This window comes from Streptomonospora sp. PA3 (assembly GCF_009728995.1).
Taxonomy (GTDB): domain Bacteria; phylum Actinomycetota; class Actinomycetes; order Streptosporangiales; family Streptosporangiaceae; genus Streptomonospora.
On the sequence record NZ_VTZW01000007.1, the window covers coordinates 193369 to 216255 of the forward strand.

General features: G+C 76.0%; 18 protein-coding genes. 4 read left to right on the forward strand and 14 right to left on the reverse strand.

Annotation, left to right across the window (positions count from 1 at the left end; genetic code table 11):
* Positions 1–137: 137 nt before the first annotated feature.
* A complete protein-coding gene (locus tag FZ103_RS05485; protein ID WP_155999343.1) occupies positions 138–1790 on the forward strand; it encodes an alkaline phosphatase in 1653 nt (550 codons plus the stop codon).
* A gap of 333 nt (positions 1791–2123) precedes the next feature.
* Here FZ103_RS05485 and FZ103_RS05490 read toward each other — a convergent pair whose 3' ends face one another.
* Positions 2124–2789: a response regulator transcription factor gene (locus FZ103_RS05490; RefSeq protein WP_186355851.1), complete on the reverse strand. Its 666-nt coding sequence runs from the start codon at positions 2787–2789 to the stop codon at positions 2124–2126.
* A complete protein-coding gene (locus FZ103_RS05495; RefSeq protein ID WP_343233392.1) occupies positions 2786–4060 on the reverse strand; it encodes a histidine kinase in 1275 nt (424 codons plus the stop codon). The genes FZ103_RS05490 and FZ103_RS05495 overlap by 4 nt, the downstream gene beginning before the upstream one ends.
* A 194-nt stretch (positions 4061–4254) precedes the next feature.
* Here FZ103_RS05495 and FZ103_RS05500 point away from each other — a divergent pair, with 194 nt between their 5' ends.
* Complete coding sequence (locus tag FZ103_RS05500) at positions 4255–5643, forward strand: amino acid permease (RefSeq protein WP_155999448.1); 1389 nt, start codon at positions 4255–4257, stop codon at positions 5641–5643.
* Between the two features lie 92 nt (positions 5644–5735).
* Positions 5736–6230 carry an NUDIX hydrolase gene (locus FZ103_RS05505; protein WP_186355852.1) on the forward strand — a complete coding sequence of 165 codons (495 nt, stop codon included), beginning with the start codon at positions 5736–5738 and terminating at the stop codon, positions 6228–6230.
* Here FZ103_RS05505 and FZ103_RS26160 read toward each other — a convergent pair.
* Together FZ103_RS26160 and FZ103_RS05510 are read right to left on the reverse strand one after the other, a co-directional pair.
* Positions 6154–6552, reverse strand: a complete 399-nt coding sequence (locus tag FZ103_RS26160) for a GNAT family N-acetyltransferase (RefSeq protein WP_394350079.1) — start codon at positions 6550–6552, stop codon at positions 6154–6156. The genes FZ103_RS05505 and FZ103_RS26160 overlap by 77 nt on opposite strands.
* A 208-nt stretch (positions 6553–6760) precedes the next feature.
* The gene (locus FZ103_RS05510) at positions 6761–7180 is read right to left on the reverse strand and encodes an ankyrin repeat domain-containing protein (protein ID WP_186355853.1); all 420 of its coding nucleotides are present in this window, start codon (positions 7178–7180) and stop codon (positions 6761–6763) included.
* Between the two features lie 416 nt (positions 7181–7596).
* Here FZ103_RS05510 and FZ103_RS05515 point away from each other — a divergent pair, with 416 nt between their 5' ends.
* Positions 7597–8097 carry a hypothetical protein gene (locus tag FZ103_RS05515; RefSeq protein ID WP_186355854.1) on the forward strand — a complete coding sequence of 167 codons (501 nt, stop codon included), beginning with the start codon at positions 7597–7599 and terminating at the stop codon, positions 8095–8097.
* Positions 8098–8361: 264 nt separating this feature from the next.
* On the opposite strand, the gene FZ103_RS25980 is transcribed toward FZ103_RS05515, so the two are convergent.
* From FZ103_RS25980 to nirB, 10 genes are all read right to left on the reverse strand, one after another.
* Entirely contained in the window at positions 8362–10464 is a 2103-nt protein-coding gene (locus FZ103_RS25980) for a hypothetical protein (RefSeq protein ID WP_343233393.1), read from the reverse strand.
* 34 nt (positions 10465–10498) lie between these two features.
* Positions 10499–11761 (reverse strand): site-specific integrase, encoded by a 1263-nt coding sequence (locus FZ103_RS05525; protein ID WP_394350078.1) that lies wholly within the window; start codon positions 11759–11761, stop codon positions 10499–10501.
* A gap of 67 nt (positions 11762–11828) precedes the next feature.
* Positions 11829–12320, reverse strand: a complete 492-nt coding sequence (locus tag FZ103_RS05530; RefSeq protein ID WP_186355855.1) for a hypothetical protein — start codon at positions 12318–12320, stop codon at positions 11829–11831.
* A 91-nt stretch (positions 12321–12411) separates the two neighbouring features.
* Complete coding sequence (locus FZ103_RS05535) at positions 12412–12726, reverse strand: hypothetical protein (protein ID WP_155999345.1); 315 nt, start codon at positions 12724–12726, stop codon at positions 12412–12414.
* 326 nt (positions 12727–13052) lie between these two features.
* Positions 13053–16640, reverse strand: a complete 3588-nt coding sequence (locus FZ103_RS05540; RefSeq protein WP_155999346.1) for a TM0106 family RecB-like putative nuclease — start codon at positions 16638–16640, stop codon at positions 13053–13055.
* Positions 16641–16745: 105 nt separating this feature from the next.
* Complete coding sequence (locus FZ103_RS25340; protein WP_343233394.1) at positions 16746–17429, reverse strand: septal ring lytic transglycosylase RlpA family protein; 684 nt, start codon at positions 17427–17429, stop codon at positions 16746–16748.
* Between the two features lie 417 nt (positions 17430–17846).
* On the reverse strand, positions 17847–18533 hold the full coding sequence (locus FZ103_RS05550; RefSeq protein ID WP_186355856.1) for a sirohydrochlorin chelatase: 687 nt from the start codon (positions 18531–18533) through the stop codon (positions 17847–17849).
* Complete coding sequence (locus tag FZ103_RS05555; protein WP_155999347.1) at positions 18533–19726, reverse strand: uroporphyrinogen-III synthase; 1194 nt, start codon at positions 19724–19726, stop codon at positions 18533–18535. Before FZ103_RS05555 ends, FZ103_RS05550 begins: the two co-directional genes overlap by 1 nt.
* Positions 19723–20100 (reverse strand): nitrite reductase small subunit NirD, encoded by a 378-nt coding sequence (nirD, locus tag FZ103_RS05560; protein WP_155999348.1) that lies wholly within the window; start codon positions 20098–20100, stop codon positions 19723–19725. Before nirD ends, FZ103_RS05555 begins: the two co-directional genes overlap by 4 nt.
* 95 nt (positions 20101–20195) lie before the next feature.
* A complete protein-coding gene (gene nirB / locus FZ103_RS05565) occupies positions 20196–22754 on the reverse strand; it encodes a nitrite reductase large subunit NirB (protein WP_155999349.1) in 2559 nt (852 codons plus the stop codon).
* Positions 22755–22887 lie beyond the last annotated feature (133 nt).

Consider the following 22887-nt stretch of genomic DNA (forward strand, 5'->3'; position numbering starts at 1 on the left):
ACCGCGGCCGCTTGGGCCGTCCGCAACGTTCATCGTGCGGTGGTTGGGGCTTAATGCCTCTTATGTCGTCATAGAGCACGGTCCACCCGCCCCTTCCCCCCTGGAGGGCGGATGTCGAGCGACTGAGGAGACCGTGCATGTCCGACGTCCCCCGATCCCCCCAATCCCCCGGCCCCGAAACCCCGCCCGCCGCCCCCGCGGCCGGGCCGCTCCCCTCCCCCGCCGCCCGGACCCCCACCCGGCGCCGTGCGCTGGCGGCGGGCACCGCCACGCTCGGCGCCGCCGCGCTGGGCGCGGGGACCCTGGGCGCCTCCCCGGCCTGGGCCGAGCCCGGCGCGGGCCGCGGCCGAAGGATCACCGACCCCTTCACCCTCGGGGTGGCCTCGGGCGACCCGCTGCCCGACGGGTTCGTGCTGTGGACGCGGCTGGCGCCCGAGCCCCTGGCCGAGGACGGGCACGGCGGCATGCCCGACCGCCGCGTGCGGGTGCGCTGGCAGGTGGCCGCCGATGAGCGGTTCCGCCGCGTCGTGGCGGCCGGAGCCGAGTTCGCCCGGCCCGAGGAGGGCCACTCGGTGCACGTCGAGGTGCACGGGCTGCGGCCGGGTGCGGAGTACTTCTACCGCTTCCGCGTGGGGCGGGAGTTCTCTCCGGTGGGGCGCACCAAGACCGCGCCGCGGCCCGGGGACCGGCTGGACCGCTTCGCCTTCGCGTTCGCCAGCTGCCAGAACTTCCCCTCCGGCTACTACACCGCCCACGCCCACATGGCCCAGGAGGATCTGGACCTGGTGTGCTTTCTGGGCGACTACATCTACGAGGGCGGTGCCCAGGGCGAGCTGGGCCGCGGGCACCTGCCCGCCCGCGAGGTGTTCTCTCTCGCCGACTACCGCGTCCGCCACGCCCAGCACAAGACCGACGAGGATCTGCAGGCCGCCCACGCCGCCTTCCCCTGGGCGGTGGTCTTCGACGACCACGAGGTCGAGAACAACTGGGCCGACGACATCTCCGAGGCCGACGACGAGCCCGATCAGGATCCGGAGGTCTTCCTGCGGCGGCGCGCCCGCGCGTTCCAGGTCTACTACGAGCACATGCCGCTGCGCCGCGCCCAGCGGCCGCGGGGGGCCGCCATGCAGCTGTTCCGCCGGCTGACCTTCGGCGATCTGGTCGACGTCCACCTGCTCGACACCCGCCAGTACCGCAGCGACCAGGTCGGTGACGCCGGCCACGCCGACCCGGGGCGCACGCTGCTGGGCGCTCGGCAGCGCGAGTGGCTGCTGGAGGGGCTGCACGGGCCGACCGCGCGCTGGAACGTGCTGGCTCAGCAGGTGTTCTTCTCCCAGCGCCAGTTCCTGGCTCCCCCGGAGTCCAACTTCACCAACGACGGCTGGGACGGCTACCGCTACGAGCGCGACCGCATCCGCGACCAGCTGGCCTCGGGTCCCTCCAACCCGGTGGTGATCACCGGCGACGTCCACGCGAACTACCTGTGCGACGTCAAGGCCGACTTCGACGACCCGGATTCGGCCACGGTCGCCACCGAACTGGTGGGTACCTCGATCACCAGCGGCGGCGACGGCGAGGACCAGCGGCCCGGCGACCTGGTGCAGCTGGAGCAGAACCCGCACATCAAGCTCATCAACCGCCGCCGGGGCTATGTGCGCAACCAGGTCTCGCGCGACCAGTGGCGGACGGACTACCGCATCGTGGACTACGTGAGCCGGCGGGGCGCGCCGGTCCGGGACCTGGCGACGTGTGTGATCGAAGAGGGGCGGCCCGGTGCGCAGCAGGTGTAGATAGGAAGGTGAGGTTCTGAACACCCCCGTCTTTACGAAGTAGATTCGTAAATCGGGGTGCGGACCCGCGCCCGGCATGAGAACGGCCCCCGGCGGGTCATGCCCGCCGGGGGCCGTCTTCGTCTGCAGGCCGACGCGGTGGTCGCCTCTCGGCGCGTGGCACAACGCGGCTCCGTGGCCGTCCGGGGTCCAAGCCCCGAAACGCGGTATTCCGCGAAGGCGATGGGTGAGGCCCGGGGGACACTTATTACCGCATCGACCTGCACCCGGCCCAACGACACGGTTCGGCCCGCTATTCCCACGGCCGCCGACCCGGGGCCGCCGCGGCGCGGATCAGCCGGATGCGGCGCCCTGGCCGGGGCGGATCAGACCGGAGTCGTAGGCGGCCACCACCGCCTGGGTGCGGTCGCGCACCGACAGCTTGGCCAGGACCGAGGAGACATGGGTCTTGACCGTCTCCACGCCCACGAACAGCTCCGCGGCGATCTCGGCGTTGGACATCCCCCGCGCGACCAGCCGCAGCGTGGCGGCCTCCCGGTCGGTCAGCGCGGCCACGGCCCGCGCCGCGGGGGTGTCGGCCGCGCCCGCCGCCGCGGCCAGGCGGCGGATGGCGCCGGGAAACAGCAGGGAGTCGCCGCGCACCACCAGCCGCAGCGCGTCCAGGATCTGCTCGGGCCGGCTGCGTTTGAGCAGGAACCCGCGGGCGCCGGCGCGCAGCGCCCCGTAGACGTAGTCGTCGTTCTCGAAGGTGGTCAGCACCATCACGGCCGGCCCCCGGTCCAGGGAGCGCTCCAGCGCCCGCGTGGCCTCGATGCCGTCCAGGCGCGGCATGCGCACGTCCATGAGCACGACGTCGGGGCGGTGGCGGCGGACCATGTCCACCACGCCGGTGCCGTCGGCCTCTTCGGCGACCACCGACAGGTCCTCTTCGGCGTCGATGAGGGCGCGCAGGCCCGCGCGGATGAGTTCCTCGTCGTCGACGAGCGCCACGGTGATCACGGTGCGTCCTTCCAGGAGACGGCGGCGCGCAGCCGCCACTGCCCGTCCTCGGCTCCGGCCTGCAGGGTGCCGCCGAGCAGGCGCAGCCGCTCGCGCATGCCCCCCAGCCCGCGTCCGCCCGAGCGGGCGCCGCGGGCGCGGCCGGAGGGTGGGTCGGGCAGGGGGTTGGCGATCTCGACCTCCAGGCTGTCGGGGCCCGCGCGCAGGTGCAGGTCGACGGGCACGGGGCCGGCGTGGCGCAGCACGTTGGTGAGCCCTTCCTGGCAGATGCGGTAGGTCTCGCGGGAGACGACGCCGGGCACGGCGGCGGGGTCGCCCTCGACGCGGGCGGTGACCCGGGCTCCGATGGCGCGGGTGGCCTCCAGCAGCGCCTCCAGGTGCGACAGGTCGCGCTGGGGGGCGGTGGTGGGCCGCTCCTCGCGCAGCAGGCCCAGCACGTGGTCGAGTTCGGCGGTGGCGGTGCGGGCCTGCTCGGCGATGGCCTCCAGCGCCGAGCGGGCGAAGGCGGGGTCGGTGTCGATGACGCGGGCGGCGGTGCCGGCCTGCAGGCTGACCGCCGAGAGGGCGTGGCCGATGGAGTCGTGCAGTTCGCGGGCGAGCCGGTTGCGTTCGGCCAGGGTCTCGGCTCGCTGCTGGGCCGCGGCCAGCCGTTCGGCGGCCGAGGGGCCCAGCAGCAGCGGCGCCAGGGAGGACATGAGCGCGCCGAGGGCGGCCATGGCATAGACCACCGCCAGCAGGACGGCGGCGCCGGCGAATGGGGCGGCGATGCGCTGGGCGGGGGTGAGCGGGCCGGGACCGAAGGGGTTGAGGAAGCCCTCCAGGAGCATGCGGGGGTCGGGGGCCAGGGCGGTGGCGGCCAGTACCGCGGCCTGGGTCAGCCCGACCATGGTGGCCAGGCATGCGAGGAAGCCCAGCAGCAGGTGCAGCACGAGCCACAGGGCGGTGCGCAGGCGGGTGCGGGCGGTGGCGGCCTCGGCGACCTCTTCGGCGCTCAGCGCGCCGGTGACCAGGGCGCGCACCAGGTGGGCCTCGGTGGTGCGCACGCCGGGCAGCCAGGCGCTTGCCCCCACCAGCAGCAGGGCCGGGACCAGGCCCACCAGCAGGGCGGGGCCGGGGGCGTCGGTGGCGGCGGTGCCGGCGATGACCAGCGAGCTGAGCACGGCGGTGGCCATCAGGTAGGGCGTGAAGACCACGCCGCCCAGGATCAGGTGGACCCAGCGGGTGTAGGTGGCGGCCTGCAGGAGTGGTCGCAGCGGCCGGATGAGCAGCACGAGGCGATGATCGCACGCGGCGCGGGACGGGCGCCTCCCCCGGCGGGGGGAGGCGGCGGGCGCGGTGCGCAGGGTGGCCGTGGGTGAGCACGGCGCCACAGCCGATACCCTCGATGCCCGTGACCTGGGACCGCACTTCTACCACGACCTCTTTCGGCACCGCGGAGCTGGCGCACTCGCTGCGGCGGCGGCACATGGCGATGATCGCCATCGGCGGGGCGGTGGGCGCCGGGCTGTTCATCGGCTCGGGGGCGGTGATCAGCACCGCCGGTCCGGCCGCGGTGCTGTCCTATGCGCTGGCGGGCCTGCTGGTGCTGCTGACGCTGCGCGCGCTGGGCGAGATGGTGGTGGCCCGGCCCTCGGCCGGGTCGTTCTCCGACTACGCCCGCATGGCGCTGGGCCCGCGCGCCGGGTTCTGCATCGGCTGGCTGTACTGGTGGATGTATTCGGTGCTGGTGGCGGCGGAGTCGGTGGCGGGCGCGGCGATCCTGGGGTCGTGGGTGCCGCTTCCGGGGTGGCTGCTGGCGCTGGGGCTGCTGCTGGTGATGACCGGGGCCAACCTGGTCTCGGTGCGCATGTTCGGCGAGACCGAGACGCTGTTCTCGCTGGTCAAGGTCGCCACGATCGTGGTGTTCCTGGTGCTGGGCGGGCTGTTCGCGCTGGGCCTGTGGCCGGGGGCGGGCGGTCCGACGGTGGAGAACCTGTGGGTCCACGGCGGCTTCGCGCCCGAGGGGTGGGGCGCGGTGCTGGCGGCGACGGTGGTCGTGCTGTTCTCCTTCGGCGGTGTGGAGATCGTGACGATCGCGGCCGGGGAGAGCGACGAGCCCGAGCGGGGGGTCGCGCGGGCCACGACCAACGTGCTCTGGCGCATCGGGCTGTTCTATGTGGCCTCGATCCTGGTGGTGGTCGCGGTGCTGCCGTGGGACACCGCCGAGCTGCTGCGCAGCCCGTTCGTGGCGGTGATGGAGCGGGTGGGGGTGCCCGCGGCGCCGCTGGTGATGGAGGTGGTGGTCTTCGTCGCGGTGCTGAGCGTGCTGAACGCGGCCCTGTACACCTCCTCGCGGATGCTGCACGTGCTCACGCGCCAGGGCGACGCGCCGCGCGCGCTGTCGGCGGTGGGGCGGCGCGGCGTGCCCCGGCGGGCGATCCTGCTGGGCACGGTGGTGGGCTATGCCTCGGTGGTCGGCAACTACCTGTGGCCCGAGACGGTGTTCGCGTTCCTGGTGGCCTCCATCGGGGCGATCCTGGTGGTGCTGTTCGTGACGATCGTGGTCTCCCAGCTGGTGCTGGGACGGCGGCTGCGCCGGGAGGACCCCGCGGCGCTGCGGTTTCGGATGTGGGGTTTTCCGTATCTGAGCTGGGCGGCGCTGATGGGGCTGGTGGCCGTGCTGGGCGCGATGGCGCTGCTGCCCGATCAGCGGCTGCCGCTGCTGGCGACGCTGGCGGCGGTGGCGGTGTCGCTGGTGGCCTATGAGCTGCGCCGGCGTTGGGGGCGCCGCCCGGTGAGCCGGGTGCCGCTGGGCTCCTCCGCCGCGCCCGGTGCCGGGACCGGCGCGGAGGAGGACGGCCCCGGCCGGCAGTGAGCGCCCCACCGCCGCCGGTGCGGCCGCGGGGTCGGCGTCGGCGCGGGCACCCCGGAGGACGGCGGCGGCGGGCGCGCTCGTAGGCTGGCGGTGTGCAGGCCGACTCGGAGTTCGCGTTCTTCGACGGGCTGCCCCGCACGCGGGGGGCCGCGGCCGCGCTGCTGCGTAGCGGCGACGGCCGGCTGCTGCTGGTCAAGCCCACCTACAAGCCCGGCTGGTCGCTGCCCGGCGGGGTGATCGAGCAGGGCGAGTCGCCGCTGGAGGCCTGCCGGCGCGAGTGCGCCGAGGAACTGGGGCTGGTCCCGGCGCTGGCGGGGCTGGTGTGCGTGGACTGGCTGCCGCCCCACCTGCACCCCGACGGGCGGCCGGCGACCGTGTTCGTCTTCGCGGGCGCGCTGGCCGAGGCCGACTTCGCGCGGGTGCGGCTGCCGGCCGAGGAGCTCAGCGACGCCGTGCTGGCCCCGCCGCAGGATCTGGGAGCCCTGCTGAGCGAAGGGGTGCACCGCCGTATCAGCGCCGCGGTGGCCGCAGCGGACACGGGCCGCACCTGTTACCTGGAGCACGGCCGCCCGGTGCTGGGCGCCTGAGCCCCCTCCTCTCCCCCGCCGCCGGGTCGGCGCCTGCCGCGGCGGCCTTGCGGCGTTGGAGGCGAGCCTGACCAGGATGCCCCCGGTTCGGTCGGCACGGGTGTGTGATGGTGCGTGTCAACCGGGCCGGCTCGCCGTACTCGTCGCGGGTGAGGCCGTGGCGGCGGAAGCCCGGTTTGCCGAGCACTCGCTGGGAGGCGGTGTTCCAGATGCCAACCGTCGCCCACCACCGGCCGAATCCGCATGCCGCCGTGGCGCCGAGCACCGCTGCGGCGGCCGCGGTGGCATAGCCGTGTCCGTATCCCGCTGGCGGAGTTCCCAGGCGATCTCAGGTTCCTCGGCGCCGGTCTGCCCGGCGGGTCGAACCGCTGTAGCCGATGAAGTCGTCTTCGGCCCGGCCCTGCACTGCGAGAAGGGCGATCCCCGATGATCGCATCGCCGCGTGCTGAGCCTCGATGCGCTGCCGCACGTCCTCGGCGGTCGGGGGCGCGGCGCCTCGCACGGGGGCGCCGCGGTGGTGCGGCCCGGAGTCAGGACCCGTCGGCGGAGAACTTGCGCAGGTAGTGCGGCTTGTCGAACATCCGGGCCGCTTCCAGGGCCGAGGGCGTGCCGGCGGCGGGGTCGGCGCCGTGTCCGACCAGGACGTCGACGACCTCGTCCTCGCCTTTGAAGACCGCTCCGGCCAGGGGCGACTGCCCGCGGTCGTTGAGCCGGTCGACCTCGGCGCCGCGCTCGCACAGCAGGGCGGTGGTGCGGGCGTGGCCGTGGTAGGAGGCGAGCATCACCAGGGTGTCGCCCTTGTCGTTGGTGAGGTTCACGGGGACGCCGGCGTCGAGGTAGGCGGCGAGCAGGTCGGTCTCGCCGCGGCGGGCGAGATCGAAGACGCGGGTGGCGAGTTCGACGACGTCGGGATCGGGCTCGGCGGCGCCTGCGGGATCTGTGTTGCTCACGGCTCCAGCCTAGGTCCTGGTGGAGCCGGGTGCGGCTGTCGCCGCCCGGGTGTCTGAGGGGCCGCTGTCGGTGCCGAGCGCGCCACCGGGGACGCCTCGGAGCGGCGCGGGCGCTGTCACGCAGGGTGAGTTTGCCCGGGTTTCGTTTGCCGATCGACGGGATTTTCGGGCGTCCTCAACTGCGTCTTGCCACGGTGCGGGGTGGTGCGGTGACGGTGCGGACGGCCACGCATCGTGCCGACTATGTCCAGTTAGCGTCGAATGTCGCTATGGTGCATGCTCAACTCCCCGTGGAGTCGCGTCGGGCGGCGCCGCACGCGCGGGCACCCGCCCGCGGAGGCGTCGGCGGCCCACCGAAACCCGGTGGCCGTGCCGCCGTGTCCGCTCGCCGCCCCTACACACCTAGGAGAAGACTCGTGCGACATTTCGTGGGATTCATCGTCGGACTGGTGCTCGCGCCCGTGCTCATGCTCGGCACCGGATGGGTGCTGCCCCGCTTCGCCGACCTCGAAGAGACCGGCCGGTCGATCCTCACCACCGGCGGCGTGGTGACCCTGGGCGCCGCGTCCGTCGTGGCGCTGCTGATGGCACTGGTCCTGGTGCCGCCGGGGCTGACCCCGCTGCTGCCGGGAATCGCGGGGCTGACGCTGGCGGGGGCCACGGCCGTGGAGCTGCTGCGGCCCGCGCTGGTGGAGCGGGTGCCCGGCCTGCCCGGCGTGGAGGGCGCGCTGACGCTGCTGTCGATCGGGGCCTACCTGCCGCTGGCGCTGGTGCTGTTCGTTCCGATGCTGGTGCCCACCCGGTGGGTGGGCAAGGAGGCTCCCCAGGGCGTGACCGAGGAGGAGTACTTCGACGGCCTCTACGACGAGGACTACGAGGACGGGGGCGCCGAGCCGCGGCGCGCGGCCCGGGCCTGAGCCGCACGAGGCTGCCGGCTCCCCGTTCCCGGCAGACCGCTGCAGCCCGGCCGGCCCGCCTGCGGCGACCGCGCCCGCCCGCGGTCGGGCGGCGGCGCAATCGCGCCGCGCAGAGGTCCGCCACCGCCTGCACGGCTCCCCCGGCGAACCGCGCAGGGCGCCGCGCGCAGCACGGCCCCGGTGCCGCAGCCGCGGGCGGCCCCGCCCCGCGGGGTATCCGGGGATTGCGCCCACCGCCGCCTCCGGCGCGCCGGTCCTCCCGGCTCAGAGCCAGGTGGGGCCCCACCCGGCGCTGTTGGAGACGCCCGGCGGCAGCGGAGGCAGCAGGGGCGCGCCCGGAGACGGGGCGGCCTCACCGCTGTCGGCGTCGTCGCTGTCGGCGCCGGAGCCCTCGCCACCGCCGCGGTCCCCGCTGTCTCCGCTGTCCCGGCCCTCCCCGCCGGCGTCGCGGTGCTCCTCGGCGTGCTCGCCGCTGTGCTCCGCGAGGCGCTCCGGCTCCTCGTGCCGGGTCGCCGGGTCTGCGGGCGCGCCGGGCTCCGGTTCGGCCGGGGGTGTGCGGTCCGGTATCGGCACCGGCGCCGCTCCGCCGGGGAGCCCATCGGGGACCGGCCGGGCGGGGGCGCCGTCCCCGTGGCCGCCCGACCCGCCCGGCGGCCCCGGCGCGCCTTGCGATCCGCCGCTGGGCGACTCGCCGAAGGGCGCGGGGGCCGGCTCGGCGGCGCCGTCCTCCTGGTCGGGGCGCACCGGTGCCGCGTCGGCCTCCCCGCCCGAGAGGGGGGCCGCGGGTGATCCGGCGGCCGCCTCGGAGCCGGGCCGGTGCTCTGCGCCGCCGCGGCCGTCCGCATCGCCGGTGCCGGCGGCGTCGCCGGCCGCGCTCGGCGCCCCCGCGCCAGCGGCGCGGGCCGAGACCGAGGAGGCGGTGTAGGGCCGCGCCGGGTAGGAGTCTCCTTCGCCGATGCCGGGCCGGACCTCCTCGGGCCGCTCGGCCGCCGCGCCTTGTCCGCCGCCGTCGCTGCGCAGGGCCGCTCCCCCGCCGTCGGCCCGCGGCCAGGCGGCCGGCGGGGCTGCGGGCCCGGCACCCGCCGGATCACCGGGGCGACCCGGGGCGGGGCCTGCCGTATGCGCGCCGCCGCCCTCGGAGAACTCACCCGTCCCCTCGCCTGCGGCGTCGGGGCCGCCGTCGCCGCCGGTCGGGGCGGGCCGGGCCGGGGCACCGGTGGGATCCCGGCCCGAGGCCGTGTCGGGCGCCGGGGCGGGGACGGGCTCCTGCGGCGGTTCAGCAACGCCGGGCGCCGCCGGGTCGGCTTCGGCGGGAGTGCGGGCGGCGGCCGGTGCGGCGCGGCCCCACCAGGCGTCGGCCTCCTCCGCGGCGATCTCCTCCTCGACCTCCAGCCAGCCGCGCACCATCGGATGGCGCCGGCCGGCGTTCCACGAGCGCGGGTAGGGCTGCTCCTCCAGGACCAGCACGTGCTCGCCGTCGACGGTGGGGATGTCGGCGGGCACGCCCTCGTTCCACACCCACGAGCCGTCGAGGGCGACGAGGTTCCACCAGCCCTCCACGACCCGGGCGGCGGGGTCGGGCGGTGCGTCGCGGAAGGCGGCCGTCCAGCGCGGGTCGGGGCGGCGGCCGGGCAGGCCGCGGCCTTCGGGGCCGATGAGCGCGTCGGCGAGCAGGGTGTGCAGCTGGAAGTTGTCGCCGATGCCGTCGAAGAGGACGCGGAAGCCGCGCCCGGAGGCGCGGTCCAGCACCAGGGCGGAGGTGGCCTCGGCCATGCGCAGCAGGGCGCGGATCTCCGCGAACTCCGCCAGGGCGCCGCTGAGCTGGTTGGCGACCGCGACGAGTTCGGCGCGCAGCTCTGCGTCGGCGCGCACGGTGCTGCGCACCTCGGCCTGGCTGAGCATGGTCTTGGCGGCGACGCCGTAGCGGCGCACGGTCCACCAGCACACCGTGGCGGTGGGGGCGGTCTCGCCCAGGCGGGCGGCCACGCGCTCCTCTTCGGCGGCGGTGACGTCGTCGGGCTCGGGCGGGCGTCCGCCGCCGGTCTGCTCCCAGGCGTGCAGGAAGACGGCCGCGCCCTGGCCGATGCCGCGCAGCAGGCGCACGACCTCGGCTCCGGCCGGTCCGGGTGCGGCGCCCATCTCGACCAGGGCGCCGGCGACCACGGCGAGGTCGGCGGTGATCCCGGGGGCGGTGTGGCCGCCGCCGAGGAAGGGGCCCAGCGCCTCCAGGGCCAGCTCGCGCTCGGCGGGCGGCACCTGCGACGCCAGCCGGTAGACCCGTTGCACCGCCGGCGGGAAGCGTCCGGGGTCGGTGGCGACGGAGGCGTCGATCAGCTCCTGGAACGCCGCGCGAAACTCATCGATCACGCACGCATCTTGACATATAACGGACTCAGGTTGATCACAGGCCCAAACGGGTCACCGCGTTGTCTTCGAGAGGGCTGGCGGTGCGGATGTAGCCGTGGACGGTGCGGGCGTTGCTCCACCGGCCCTGGCGCATGATCTCGCGGTCGCTGGCGCCGCCCATCGCGGCCTGGGTGGCAAAGCCCGCGCGCAGGGAGTGGCCGGAGAAGGCCGCGGCGTCGAGTCCGGCGCGGCGGGTGTAGCGCTTGACGAGGTCGGCGACCGCGCGGCCGGACACCGCTCGGTGGCCGATGCGGCCGTGGCGGTCCACGGGCGGAAACAGCGGGCGGGCGGTGCCGTCGGCCAGGTCGGTGCCGGTGTAGGTGTGGCAGCGGTGGGCGCGGGTGGCGGTCGCGGGGGCGGCGGCCAGTGCCTGGGCCACCGCCGGGGCGCCGCCGTCGCGGCGGGCCTGGAGCAGGTCGGCCCAGTCGGCGAAGGCGCAGACGGGGCACGTGGCGGGTCGGCGCCCGCGCGGCAGGGCGACCTGCTGCTCGGTGCGGGCGTCCTGGTCGGTCTTGGTGGCGCCCAGGCGCAGGATGAGCATCGGGTCGCCGGTGCGGTGGTCGGCGTCCAGGGCGACGTCGTCGAAGGTCAGGGCGGCCAGTTCGCTGCGGCGCAGGGCTCCGGCGAATCCGGTGAGCAGCAGCAGGGCGTCGCGGCGGCGCGCGATGCCGCCGACGGGATCGGCCGGATCGGGCAGTTCGGCCAGCAGCGCCTCCAGCGTGGGCAGCAGCAGGGGGCGCTTGCGGCGCGGGGCCGCCCGGCGGCGGCGCCGGATGCCGCGCAGGGTCATGCGCACGACGTCGCTGCGGGTGGGGGCGGCCAGCCCCTGGGCTCCGTGGACTGCGGCGATCGCGGCCGCCTTGCGCTCCAGAGTGGAGGGGGCCAGCGCCCAGCGCGCGGGGTCGTCGGGGCGGACGGTGTCGGCGGCGGCGGCGAGGTAGACGGCCACGTCGACGGGGTCGGCGGGCAGGGAGCGGCGGCCTTCGGCCAGGCACCACGCGGTGAAGGCGATCCAGTCGGAACGGTAGGCGCGCAAGGTGTTGGGCGACTGCGCCGAGGCCAGGTAGCGGCCCAGCGCGCCGGCCTGCTCGTCGTCGAAGCGGCGGCGCACCGCCTCCAGCGCGCCTTCGTCGACCAGGACGCTGCGGGTGCCGCGCAGCAGGTGCTCGCGCACCTGGGCGGGGACGATCCCGGCCACGCCGTCGGGGGTCTCGCGCTCGGGCGCCGTGCGGGGGCTGGGGGTGTCGTCGTCGGCCACGCAGGCCATGATGGCCCATGGCGGCGCCCTGGCGCGCGCAGGGGCCCCGGCGCGCCGGGCGGAGCTCTCAGCCGGCGGCGATGCCGTTGGCGATGGCCTGGGCGATGCCCGCGGGCGAGTCCAGGGAGAACAGCACCGCCGCCGAGCACACCAGCGCGGCGGTGAACAGGATCGCGGCGATCCTGCGGCGCAGGACCGCCGCCCACACGGCGCCGGCCAGGGGCGCGGCGAGCGCGCACACCACCAGCCCCAGCAGGTACCAGGAGGCGGCGCTCATGCTGGCGAAGGCAGTCTCGCCGGGGCCGCGGCTGATCACGGCGAAGCCCTCGGCCAGAAACAGCACGAAGAAGACCAGCGAGCCCAGCGCCCACACCGCCGCCAGCGCGGTCCACACCGCCACGGGCCAGCGGCGCCGGTCGTCGAGGACGACGGGGGTGCGGCTGACCTTGGCGCCGCCGGCGGCCGGGCCGCCCGCGGCGGCGCCGGAACCGGTGCCCGAGCCGGCGTCGGTGCGCGCGGCCTTGGGGCGGGTCTGCTTGGTCTTCTTCTTGGGCGACACGCGTTCTCCGTCGGGTCGGTCGCGGGCGGTGGCGGTGCGGCGGTTCGGGCCCCGGCCCGGCCCGCGCGCGCCGGGGCGGCGCCGACCGTGCTCAGGCGGCCAGCAGCAGGTGGATGGCCACGACGTAGACGACGGGCCACCCCAGCAGGGCCAGCGACCACAGTGCGGCGCGGCGGTCGCCGGCGACCGTGGTGATCGCGGCGGCCAGCAGCGGCAGGCCCACCGAGGCGCTGAAGCTGAGGGTGTACCACTCGGCGGCCGATCCCTCGCCGGCCGCGATGGCGCGCAGGTAGCCGATCGGGCCCAGCACCAGGCAGGCGGCGCCCAGCAGGCCCGCGGTGATCCGGACTCCCAGGGGGTGGCGGGTGTTGCGGATCTGCCGCTCTCCGTTCTGTGCAGGCGTCAACGGGGGAACCTTCTCCCAACGAGGCGGCCGCCCGAGGCGGCGCGGGGTGTGCGGGTACGACAGGCGTGCCGGCGCGGTGCGACCGTGCCGCCGCAGACGCGGTGCGGCCGCACCGCCCTGCACACGATTCTCCGGCATCGCCGGAGCGGTTGGGGCCGGGTCGGTGCCATAGGGGACATCCAACTCGGCCTCGGGCTGCGGATCAACCCGGCGCCGCAGGCCGGGGCGCGGCGGGGCCGCTGCGGAGCGGTCGCGTCGCGCGGTGTTTCGCCGGGGTTGGGCGGGCCGTGCCGCGGGGTTCGCCTGCCGCGGGCGGCGGCGGGCGTTCAGCGGCGCGGGTGGCCGTGCTCGGGCCAGGGGCGGGCGTCGGCGCACAGGCCGGCGAAGCCGGACAGGACCCGCAGTTCGGCGACCGAGCGCGGGGCCGAGGCGCCCAGGTGCGGCGAGTAGACCAAGGCGGCCACGGTCTGGGCGCGGGACAGGGCCACGTTGAGGCGGTTGCGGGAGAGGACGAAGTCCAGCCCGCGGGCGGCGTCGGCGGCGCTGGAGACGGTCATGGAGCAGATGACCGCCGGAGCCTCCTGGCCCTGGAAGCGGTCCACGGTGCCCACGCGCACGGCGTCGAGCCCGGCCGCCTCCAGCGCCTGGCGCAGCGCGCGCACCTGCAGGTTGAAGGGCGCCACGACCAGGATGTCCTCGCCGGTGATCTCGCGGTCGACGACGGCGCCGGGCTCGTGGAAGGTGCGCCCGACCAGGTTGCGGGCGATGGCGACGACGGCCTCGACCTCCTCGGGGCTGTGGGTTGACCGGCCGGTGTGGGCGGCCTCGTACCGGTAGAGCCCGGCGGGTACGCCGCTCATCGCGCGTTCGGCCGCGCTGGGGTGGGCGTGCAGCAGGCCGCGGTAGGACAGCCGGGAGACCGGGGCGCACACCGCGGGGTGCATGCGCCGGGTCTGGTCCAGGAAGTAGCCGAGCCGGGATCCGATGATCTCGGCGCCGCCGGCCAGGTGCTCCAGGGCCGAGGCGGCGGCCCCGTCGCCGTGGGTGCCCTGGACGACCTGGGGCAGCTGCTGGGGGTCGCCGAGCAGGACGAGGTCGCGGGCGGCCGCGGAGACGGCGAGGGTGTCGGCGAGCGCGAACTGGCCGGCCTCGTCAATGATCAGCACGTCCAGCGGGTCGGCGAGCACCGATTCGTTGGCGAGGTTCCAGGCGGTGCCGCCGATGAGGTGGCCGGCGGTGTGGCCGCTGCGCCAGGCGGCCAGGTCCTTGGGCGATTTCGGCTGGTCCCAGGGCAGGTCGGGGTCGGGCCGTTTGGCGGGCGGGCGCTTGGCGCAGGGCAGGTCGACTCCGGCGGTGCGGGCGGCGTGCACGGCGGCGCCGAGCACGTTCTCCACGGCCTTGTGGCTGGTGGAGCACACGCCCACGCTGCGGCCGGCGGCGACGAGGTGGGTGATCAGCCGCGCGGCCAGGTAGGTCTTTCCGGCACCGGGCGGGCCCTGGACGGCCAGGTAGGAGGAGTCGAGCCGGTCGACGGCGGCGATGACGGCGGCGACGAGGTCGCCGCCGTGCTCGGCCGGATCGGGCAGGGCCGCGCCGTCGCGGGTGCGCGGGGGGCGCCGGCACAGCACGTCGACTCCGGCGCTGTGCGGCAGCTCGGGCAGCGCCTGGGCGGCCTCGGCGGCCAGCTTCCACAGCGCCTCGTCCTTGGGGGCCGAACGCACGGGGGCGCCGGGCAGCACCGCCGAGGGGGCGCGGGCGTAGGTCTCGCCGGGGGCGGAGGTCTCGACGAGGGTGAGGTGGCGGGGGGAGGCGGCCTCGACGGTGGCGTTGACGGTGTCGGCCTCCTGGCCGGGCGGCCCGGCATACAGCAGCCGCACGCCGTCGCCGGCGCTGAAGGGGTGGGGGCGGGCGGGGTCGGCGCGCAGCTCGATCTCGCGGCGGGCCAGCTTCTGCCGCCCGGTGGGCTCCTGCCACTCCCCCAGGCGCGCGCCCAGGGGCACCAGGCACTCGTTGTCGGCCTCCAGCTCTTCCATGGGCGCCGAGACGCGGCGGAAGTAGTCCCACCAGGAGGGGTTCTCCTCGCGGCGGTAGTAGCCCGCCAGGGCGGCCAGCAGGGCGCGCGCCTCCTGATCGGGGCTGCGGCGGGCGGGGTCCTCGGGCACGCCCTCCAGCAGGGGCTCGGCCAGGGCGCGCAGGCGCTCCTCCTGCTCCTCGCGGCGGCGGCGCCGTTCGGCGGCGCGTTCGTCGGCGTCCTCGGCGGCCAGTTCGCTCTGGGCGGCGGGGCGGGCGGTGATGCCGTGCTCGGTGCGCAGGTGCTCCAGCCAGTCGCGCAGGCGCGCGGTGGAGACGCAGTCGTCGCGGTTGTAATCGGCGATGGAGCCCAGGACCTTCTCGGCGCGCTCGGTCTCGCCGGCCTCGGCGGCGGCGAGGTAGTCGGCGTAGGCGTCGATGCTGGAGGCGGCGGTGGTGACGTCGCCGCCGCGGGATCCCGGCAGATAGAGGGGTTCGAGGTACTTGATGGAGTAGGAGCGCTGGGAGACGCGCAGGCTCTTTTTGACCGCGGTGTAGAGGTCGACGAGGCGGCGGTGGCGCAGCAGCTCGTCGACGTCGGCCTCGCGGGTGCCGAACGCGGCCGCCAGGAGCTTGAGCCGGTCGGCCTCGTAGGAGGCGTAGTGGTAGACGTGGGCGCCGGGGTCGGCGTCGATGCGCGCGCACACGAAGTCGACGAACTCCTCGAAGGCGCGCTTCTCCTGGGCGCGATCGTGGGCCCAGAAGGCGTGGAAGCGCTCGCCCGGAGCCTGGCCGGAGGGGTCGGCGAGGGTGACGGCGCCGAAGAGGTACTCCAGTCCGCGGCCGTCGGCGCCGTCGTAGTAGGGGTAGCCCTCCATGTCGAAGAACACGTCGCCGGGGCTGGGGGCGGGCAGGGCGGCCAGGCCCTCCTGGGCGTAGACCTCGGCGATGACGGTGCCCTGGGGGTCGGCGTCGGTGCGGGTGGCGTCCTGGCGCGCCTGCAGAGCGGCCTGTTCGCGCAGCCGGGTGAAGGTGTGGCGGGGCATGGCCGAGGGGCGGTCGTCCTCGCCGGCGCCGGCCAGGGCGTCGATGGTGGCGATGCCGCAGTCGCGCAGGCGGCGGGCCTGGTCGGTGCGGATGCCGGCGACCAGGCAGAGGTGGCGGGCCTCGGCGCGCCCGGCGCTGCACAGGGCGTTGTAGCCGCAGCCCTCGCAGGCCGGCCGGGGCTCGCCCCACAGCGGGTCGGGCAGGGCTGGCGGTTGGGCCAGCAGGTGCTGCAGGCGCCGGCGGACGCCGTCGAGGATGGGCAGGAACTCGGCGACGCGGTGGGTGTGCACGCCGCGGTCGCCGGTGATCAGGTGCATGTGCTCGCCGCGGCCCGGCGCGGTGCGCTCCAGCGCGGCGGCGTAGGCGGTGAGCTGGAGCACGGCCGAGGGGCCGGGGCGCCGGGCCAGTTTGGTGTCCCAGGGCTCGTAGCGGGCGGGTGCGCCGGGGCGGCGGGCGCCGGTGGCCGGGTCCACGGCGGTGGAGATGGCGAAGTCGGCGCGGCCGTGGAAGGCCAGGCCGGGTGCGATGGGGTCGTAGAAGCAGGCCTGGTAGACGACGGGGGCGCCGGCGGCCATGGCCTGGGCGGTGGCCTCGGCGGCGGCGCGCATGGCGGCGTCGGTGGGCGCGGGGTCGGCGATGGCGACGACGCCGTCGCCGAACAGGGCGCGCAGCCGCTCCAGCTCGGCCTGCTCGTGGGCGGCGCCCTGCTGGGCGACGAGCGGGTCGATGTCGGTGGGGGCCGGCGCGCCGGGGACGTCGGCGGCCGCGGCGGCGCGCAGCCGGCTGCGGTGGTCGCATTCCAGGGCGTCGACGAGGTCGGTCGGGGAGATGACGCGCCCGGTCTCGGTAGCGAACATCCGCCACTCCCTTCCCCGCTGTCAGCCTGGCCGCATTGTGCCACGCGGGTGCGGCCGGGTGCGGGCAATCGGGCGGGTTCGCGCCTGTCGCGCGGGGGCGGCTAGCTAGCCCACGACCTGCCATTCCACGTCGACGACGCCGGCGCTGGGCGAGGCGATCTTCTCGAAGGAGGCGGTGGACAGGTCCAGGCAGCGTCCGGCGACGTAGGGGCCGCGGTCGTTGATGCGCACGGTGACCGACGCGCCGTTGTCGGGGTTGGTGACCTCGACCATGGTGTCCATCGGCAGGGTCTTGTGTGCGGCGGTCATGGCGCTGGGGTCGAACTGCTCGCCGCTGGCGGTGGGCTGGGGCTCGCTGTACATGGAGGCCTCGCAGGAGCCGCCCTGGCCGGTGGGGCTCAACTGCGAGCCGCCGGCCGAGCCGGAGGAGCCGCCGGTCTCCTCGGCGGGTGGGGGCGGGGTCTTGCGCTCGGGGGAGGTGGTGGCGCTGAGGGACCGGGTGGCCGCCTCCTGGGCCTGCTGCAGGCGCTCGTGGGCCTGCTGGCCGCTCTGGTCGGCGGGGGCGGAGGGGGAGGTGCGGGGGGCGGGCCGGGCGTCGGCGGTCTGGGCCTGGGGGAGGGTGGCGCGGCCGGCGGCGGACTCGGGGCCGGCCGCGAGGCTGTCGACGGTGGCGGCGCCGGCGGTTCCGGCCGCGACGAGGGCGGCGCCGGTGGCGGTGATGACGATGAGGGAGCGTTTGGCTCGGAGGCGCTCGCGCAGGGAGGTGCGAGCGGGCGCGTGATTGCCCACGGCGGATCGTCCTTAGAACGGGGACTGCGGTCGGCCGCGCCGGCGACCGGGCGCGGGGGCGGTCGCCGGGGGTGCGCGGCGGCGCCACCCGGGCGGCAGGGGGTGGTGGCAGCGGCCTCGGTTCAGGGGGACAGCGAACCGCGGAGGGGTTCACCGAGAGCCGACACGGAATTATTCATCACGGGACGGTAACACGTCCAGTGGGTGACGTTTTGCGAAATTCGTCGTAAAAACCCGTTCTGGCGGGATATGGGGCGAAGGAGGCCCACGGGACCCGAGTGAGACCTTCGTCTCCTTCGACCGGTCCGCCCCCGCTGCGCCCGCGCGGCGCCCGGCGCCCGGAGCCCGGCCAAGACCCGTGTCTACCGGGCGCCGGCACCCCGGTCAACCGCACCCGCCCAACCCCGGCGCTTGACCTCAGACCGAGGCGAGCGCGGCGGCGCGGTAGCGGGCGGCCGCGGCCGCCGCCACAGCCGGGTCGGGACACAGCGGCGCGGCCACCGCGTCGGCGCCCGCCCCGGCCAGGCGCCGGTGGAACAGGCCCGGCGCCAGCAGCCAGGAGGCCAGCGCCACGCGCCGGTGCCCGCGAGCGCGCATCCGCTCCACCGCCTCGGCGACACCCGGCTGGGCCGTGGCGACATAGCCCTCCTGCACCGGGGTCTCCAGCAGCTTTGCCAGCCGCCGCGCGGCGCCGGCGACCTGGCCGCGCGCATCGGGGTCGGAGGAGCCGGCCGCGGCCAGCACCACGGCCTCGCCCCGGCGCCAGCCGGCCTGGCGCAGCCGCCGACGGGCCGCCTCCACCAGCAGCCGGTCGGCGCCCAGCGCCTCGGCCACCACCGCGTCGCCGCGCCCGGCACGCTCCAGCTGGGCGGGGATGTCCACCCGCACGTGGTATCCGGCCGCCAGGAACGCGGGCACCACCACCACGGGCCCCTCGATCGCCGCGGCCGCCTCGCCCACGTCGGGGGCGCACACGTCGGCGAAGCCCAGCCCCACCCGCGCCCCGGTCAGCCCGGCCACGTCCGCGGCCAGGCGCCGGGCCGCGGCCACCCCCCGCCGATCGCGGGTGCCGTGCACGGCCAGCAGCAGAGCGGGATCGGCCATCAGTCGCCTCCGTGCGCGCACTCGCCGGTCTCCAGCGCGAGCCGGTAGCCGCGCTTGACCACGGTCTGGATGATCGCGGGATCGCCCAGCGCACCGCGCAGCCGCGCCACGGCGGTCTCCACGGCGTGGGCGTCGCCGTCGCCGCCCAGGCAGGCCAGCAGCTCGCCGCGGTCGCGGACCTGGCCCGGGCGGCGGGCGAGCTCGCGCAGCAGCCGCATCAGCGCCGGCGAGACGGGCCGCACAGCGCCGTCGACCAGCACGGCGTGCCCGCGCAGCCGCAGGCGGTGCCCGGCCACCGGCAGGCTCGGGCACCGCTCGGGCAGCTCCTCGGCCAGGCGCTTGACCAAAGCCCCGATGCGGGCCCGCTCGGGCCAGAGCACGGGCACGTCCTCGGCCGCCAGCGGCCGCGCGGTCACCGGGCCCACGCACATCGCCAGGGTCGGGCCCCGCAGCCGCTCGACGAGGCGGCGGTGGGCGCCCAGCCGGCGCGCACGATCCAGCAGGGACGCCGCCGCGGGGGCACTGGTGAAGGTGACGGCGTCCACGCCGCCGCCGGCCACGTCCTCGATCAGCCGGTCCAGCGCCGCGGTGTCCTCGGGCTCGGTCCACCGGTAGACGGGCACCTCCACCACATCGGCGCCGGCCATGCGCAGGGCCGCGCAGAAGTCGGGCAGGGGCTCGCCGTGCAGCTGCACGGCCACGCGCAGCCCCTCCACCCCCGACTCCAGCAGGTAGTCCAGCACCTCGGCCGAGGACTCCGAGGGCGGCGACCACTCCTCGGTCAACCCCGCGGCGCGCACCGCCCCCTTGGCCTTGGGGCCGCGGGCCAGCAGCCGGGAGGAGCCCATCGCCGCCACCAGCTCCTCGGCGCTGCCCCAGGTGTCGCAGGCCTCCACCCAGCCGCGGAACCCGATCCCGGTGGTGGCCACCACCACGTCGGCGGGGCGGCGGATCAGCTCGCGCGAGGCCGCGGCCAGGCGCTGGTCGTCGCTGAGCGGCACGATGCGCAGCGCCGGGGCGCCCACCACCGCGGCGCCCTTGCGGCCCAGCAGCGCCGACAGCTCCTCGGCGCGCCGGGCCGCGGTGACGGCGACGGTGAACCCGGCCAGCGGCGCCGTGGTCGCCGCACCGGCGGGCGCCTGCTCGTCGGGGGCCCGGCGCGCGGCGGGCGCGCTCGGCGGTGTGGGCGTCATACTCCCGCCTCGCCGGGCCGGGAGCAGACCTCCACCACACCCGCGCGCACCCGCACCGCGTAGGTGGCCAGGGCCACGTCCGGATCGTCCAGGCAGCGGCCGGTGCGCAGCGAGAACACCTGCTTGAGCATGGGCGAGGCGACGGTGGGCTCGCCGGCGCGATCGCCCACGATGCCGCGCGACATCACGGCCGCCCCGCTGAAGGGGTCGATGTTGCCCACGGCGTAGAGCTCGTCGCCGTGGGTGCGGAAGAGGGCGGCCTGTGCGGCATCGGGCAGCAGCACGGCCACGCCCCGTTCGCGGATGAGCCGGTCGCGGCCGCAGGCGGCCACCCACAGCGACGCCGAGCTCACGGGCAGGGTCGGGGTGCTCATCGGGTCTCCTTCGTCGGCGCCCCCGCCGACGGCGGCGGAGGGGATCGGACAGGCTGCGCACCGCGGCCGGGCGGGCGCCCGGCCGCGGTGCGGCGCTAGGCGGTTCCGGCGGCGGCGGGCTCCGATGCGCCGCGGCGGGCGGGCATGCCCAGGGCCACCGGCCCGGCCGGGACGGGCTGGTCGCGTTCGATCTCGAAGGAAATGGTGGGGTCGGGCGCCTCCGGGGCGTTGGCGAAGGAGACGAAGCGCGCCAGCTTCTCGGGGTCCTCCAGCACACCGCGCCACTCGTCGGCGTAGCCGGATACATGGCGCGCCATGGCCTCCTCCAGTTCCGCGGCGATGCCCAGGCTGTCCTCGACCACCACCGCGCGCAGGTGGTCCAGACCGCCCTCCAGCTGCTCGATCCAGGCGGCGGTGCGCTGCAGCCGGTCGGCGGTGCGGATGTAGAACATCAGGAACCGGTCGATGTAGCGGATGAGCGTCTCGTCGTCGAGATCGGCGGCCAGCAGCTCGGCGTGGCGGGGGGTGAAGCCGCCGTTGCCGCCGACATAGAGGTTCCAGCCGTGCTCGGTGGCGATGACGCCGAAGTCCTTGCCGCGCGCCTCGGCGCACTCGCGCGCGCACCCCGAGACCGCCGACTTGAGCTTGTGCGGCGACCGCAGGCCGCGGTAGCGCAGCTCCAACCGGATGGCCATGCCCACCGAGTCCTGCACCCCGTAGCGGCACCAGGTGCTGCCCACACACGACTTCACCGTGCGCAGCGCCTTGCCGTAGGCGTGGCCGGACTCGAACCCGGCCTCCACCAGCCGGGCCCACACCGCCGGCAGCTGCTCGACGCGGGCGCCCAGCAGGTCGATGCGCTGAGCACCGGTGATCTTGGTGTAGAGGCCGAACTCGCGGGCGACCTCGCCGATGACGATGAGCTTGTCGGGGGTGATCTCCCCGCCGGGGATGCGCGGCACCACCGAGTAGGTGCCGTTGCGCTGCAGGTTGGCCAGGAAGTGGTCGTTGGTGTCCTGCAGCGCGGCCTGCTCGCCCTCCAGGATGTGGCCGCCGCCCAGCGACGCCAGGATCGAGGCCACCGCCGGCTTGCAGATGTCGCAGCCGCGCCCGGTGCCGTGGCGGGCGATCAGCTCGGAGAAGGTGGCGACGCCGGTGGCCGTGACGATCTCCACCAGCTCGGCGCGGGAGTGCGCGAAATGCTCGCACAGCGCCTTGGACTGCTCGATCCCCGAATCGGCCAGCAGGTTCTTCAGCAGCGGCACGCACGAGCCGCAGCTGGTGCCGGCGCGGGTGCAGGCCTTCAGCGCGGGAATGTCGGTGCTGCCCTGGGCGATGGCGTCGGTGACCGTCCCCTTGGTCACGGCGTTGCACGAGCACACCTGGGCGTCGTCGGGCAGCGCCGCCACCCCCGCCCCGGCCGCGGCCCCGCCGCGCTCGGGCGCGATCAGACCGAGCGGGTCGCCGGGCAGCGCGCGCCCCACCAGCGGCCGCAGGCCCGCATAGGCCGAGGCGTCGCCCACCAGCACCCCGCCCAGCAGGGTCGAGGCGTCGTCGGAGACCACGAGCTTGGCGTAGCGGCCCCCGGGGGCGTCGTTGAGCACCACCTCCAAGGCGCCCTCGGTCTCCCCCTGGGCGTCGCCGAAGCTGGCCACGTCCACCCCCAGCAGCTTGAGCTTGGTGGAGGTGTCGGCGCCGGTGAACTCCGCCGCGCCGCCGGCCAGGTTCTCCGCGGCGACCTCGGCCATGGCGTTGCCGGGGGCCACCAGGCCGTAGACGGTGCCCTGGGTGCTGGCGCACTCGCCCACGGCGTAAATGCGGGGGTCGCTGGTGCGGCAGGCGGAGTCCACGGCCACGCCCCCGCGGGGGCCGATCTCCAGCCCCGCCGCGCGGGCGAGCTCATCGCGGGGACGCACACCCACCGAGAACACGACGACGCCGGCGTCGATCCGCTCCTGGCCGGGCCCCTCCTCACCCAGCAGCACCCGCAGGCCGCCCCGGGGGTCGGGTTCGATGCCGGCGAGCCCGGCGGCGGTGTGGCAGGTGACGCCGGTCTCGGCGACCAGCCGGCCCAGCACCGCTCCCCCGCCCTCGTCGACCTGGCGCGGCATCAACCAGGGCGCCATCTCCACCACGTGGGGCTGAAGACCCAGCAGCCTCAGGGCGTTGGCGGCCTCAAGACCCAGCAGGCCCCCGCCGACGACCACCCCGGCGGTGTCGTCCCGCGCCGCCGCGGCGCGGGCGGTGGCGGTGATGGCCTCCAGATCCTCGATGGTGCGGTAGACGTGGCAGCCGGGCAGGTCGCGGCCGGGCACCGGGGGCACGAACGGCGCGGAGCCGGTGGCCAGCACCAGGGCGTCGTAGGCCAGCGTGCGCCCGGTGGAGGTCTCCACGGTGCGCGCCGCGCGATCCAGGGCGGTGGCCGCCTCGCCCAGCAGCAGCTCCACGTTGCCGTGGCGCGCCAGGTCGGGCAGGCGCAGGTCGAACTCGCCGGCGCCGTCGAAGTAGGAGGACAGGGCGACGCGGTCGTAGGCGGGGCGCGGTTCCTCCCCCAGGACGGTGACGTGCCAGGGTTCGGCGGTGTCGCGGCTGAGGACGGCCTCGACGAGGCGGTGTCCGACCATGCCGTTTCCGATGACCACGAGCTGTCTCATGCCGGGTTCTTCTCCTCGCTGGTGGGCGTGTTTCCCGCGGGTCTAGGGGGTGCTTCGACGCGCCGTCTTCCCTCCTCGCTCGTCGGTCCAGACGGCGCCGCACCCCTCCGACCCGCTCGGGCCTCGCTCCCTT

Excerpts from the sequence above, each read along its gene's own strand:
- FZ103_RS05485 (WP_155999343.1), top strand. The coding sequence starts at position 138 with ATGTCCGACGTCCCCCGATCCCCCCAATCCCCCGGCCCCGAAACCCCG.
- FZ103_RS05500 (WP_155999448.1), top strand. The coding sequence starts at position 4,255 with ATGGCGATGATCGCCATCGGCGGGGCGGTGGGCGCCGGGCTGTTCATC.
- FZ103_RS05540 (WP_155999346.1), bottom strand. The coding sequence starts at position 16,640 with ATGTTCGCTACCGAGACCGGGCGCGTCATCTCCCCGACCGACCTCGTC.
- FZ103_RS05550 (WP_186355856.1), bottom strand. The coding sequence starts at position 18,533 with ATGGCCGATCCCGCTCTGCTGCTGGCCGTGCACGGCACCCGCGATCGG.
- FZ103_RS05555 (WP_155999347.1), bottom strand. The coding sequence starts at position 19,726 with ATGACGCCCACACCGCCGAGCGCGCCCGCCGCGCGCCGGGCCCCCGAC.
- nirD (WP_155999348.1), bottom strand. The coding sequence starts at position 20,100 with ATGAGCACCCCGACCCTGCCCGTGAGCTCGGCGTCGCTGTGGGTGGCC.
- nirB (WP_155999349.1), bottom strand. The coding sequence starts at position 22,754 with ATGAGACAGCTCGTGGTCATCGGAAACGGCATGGTCGGACACCGCCTC.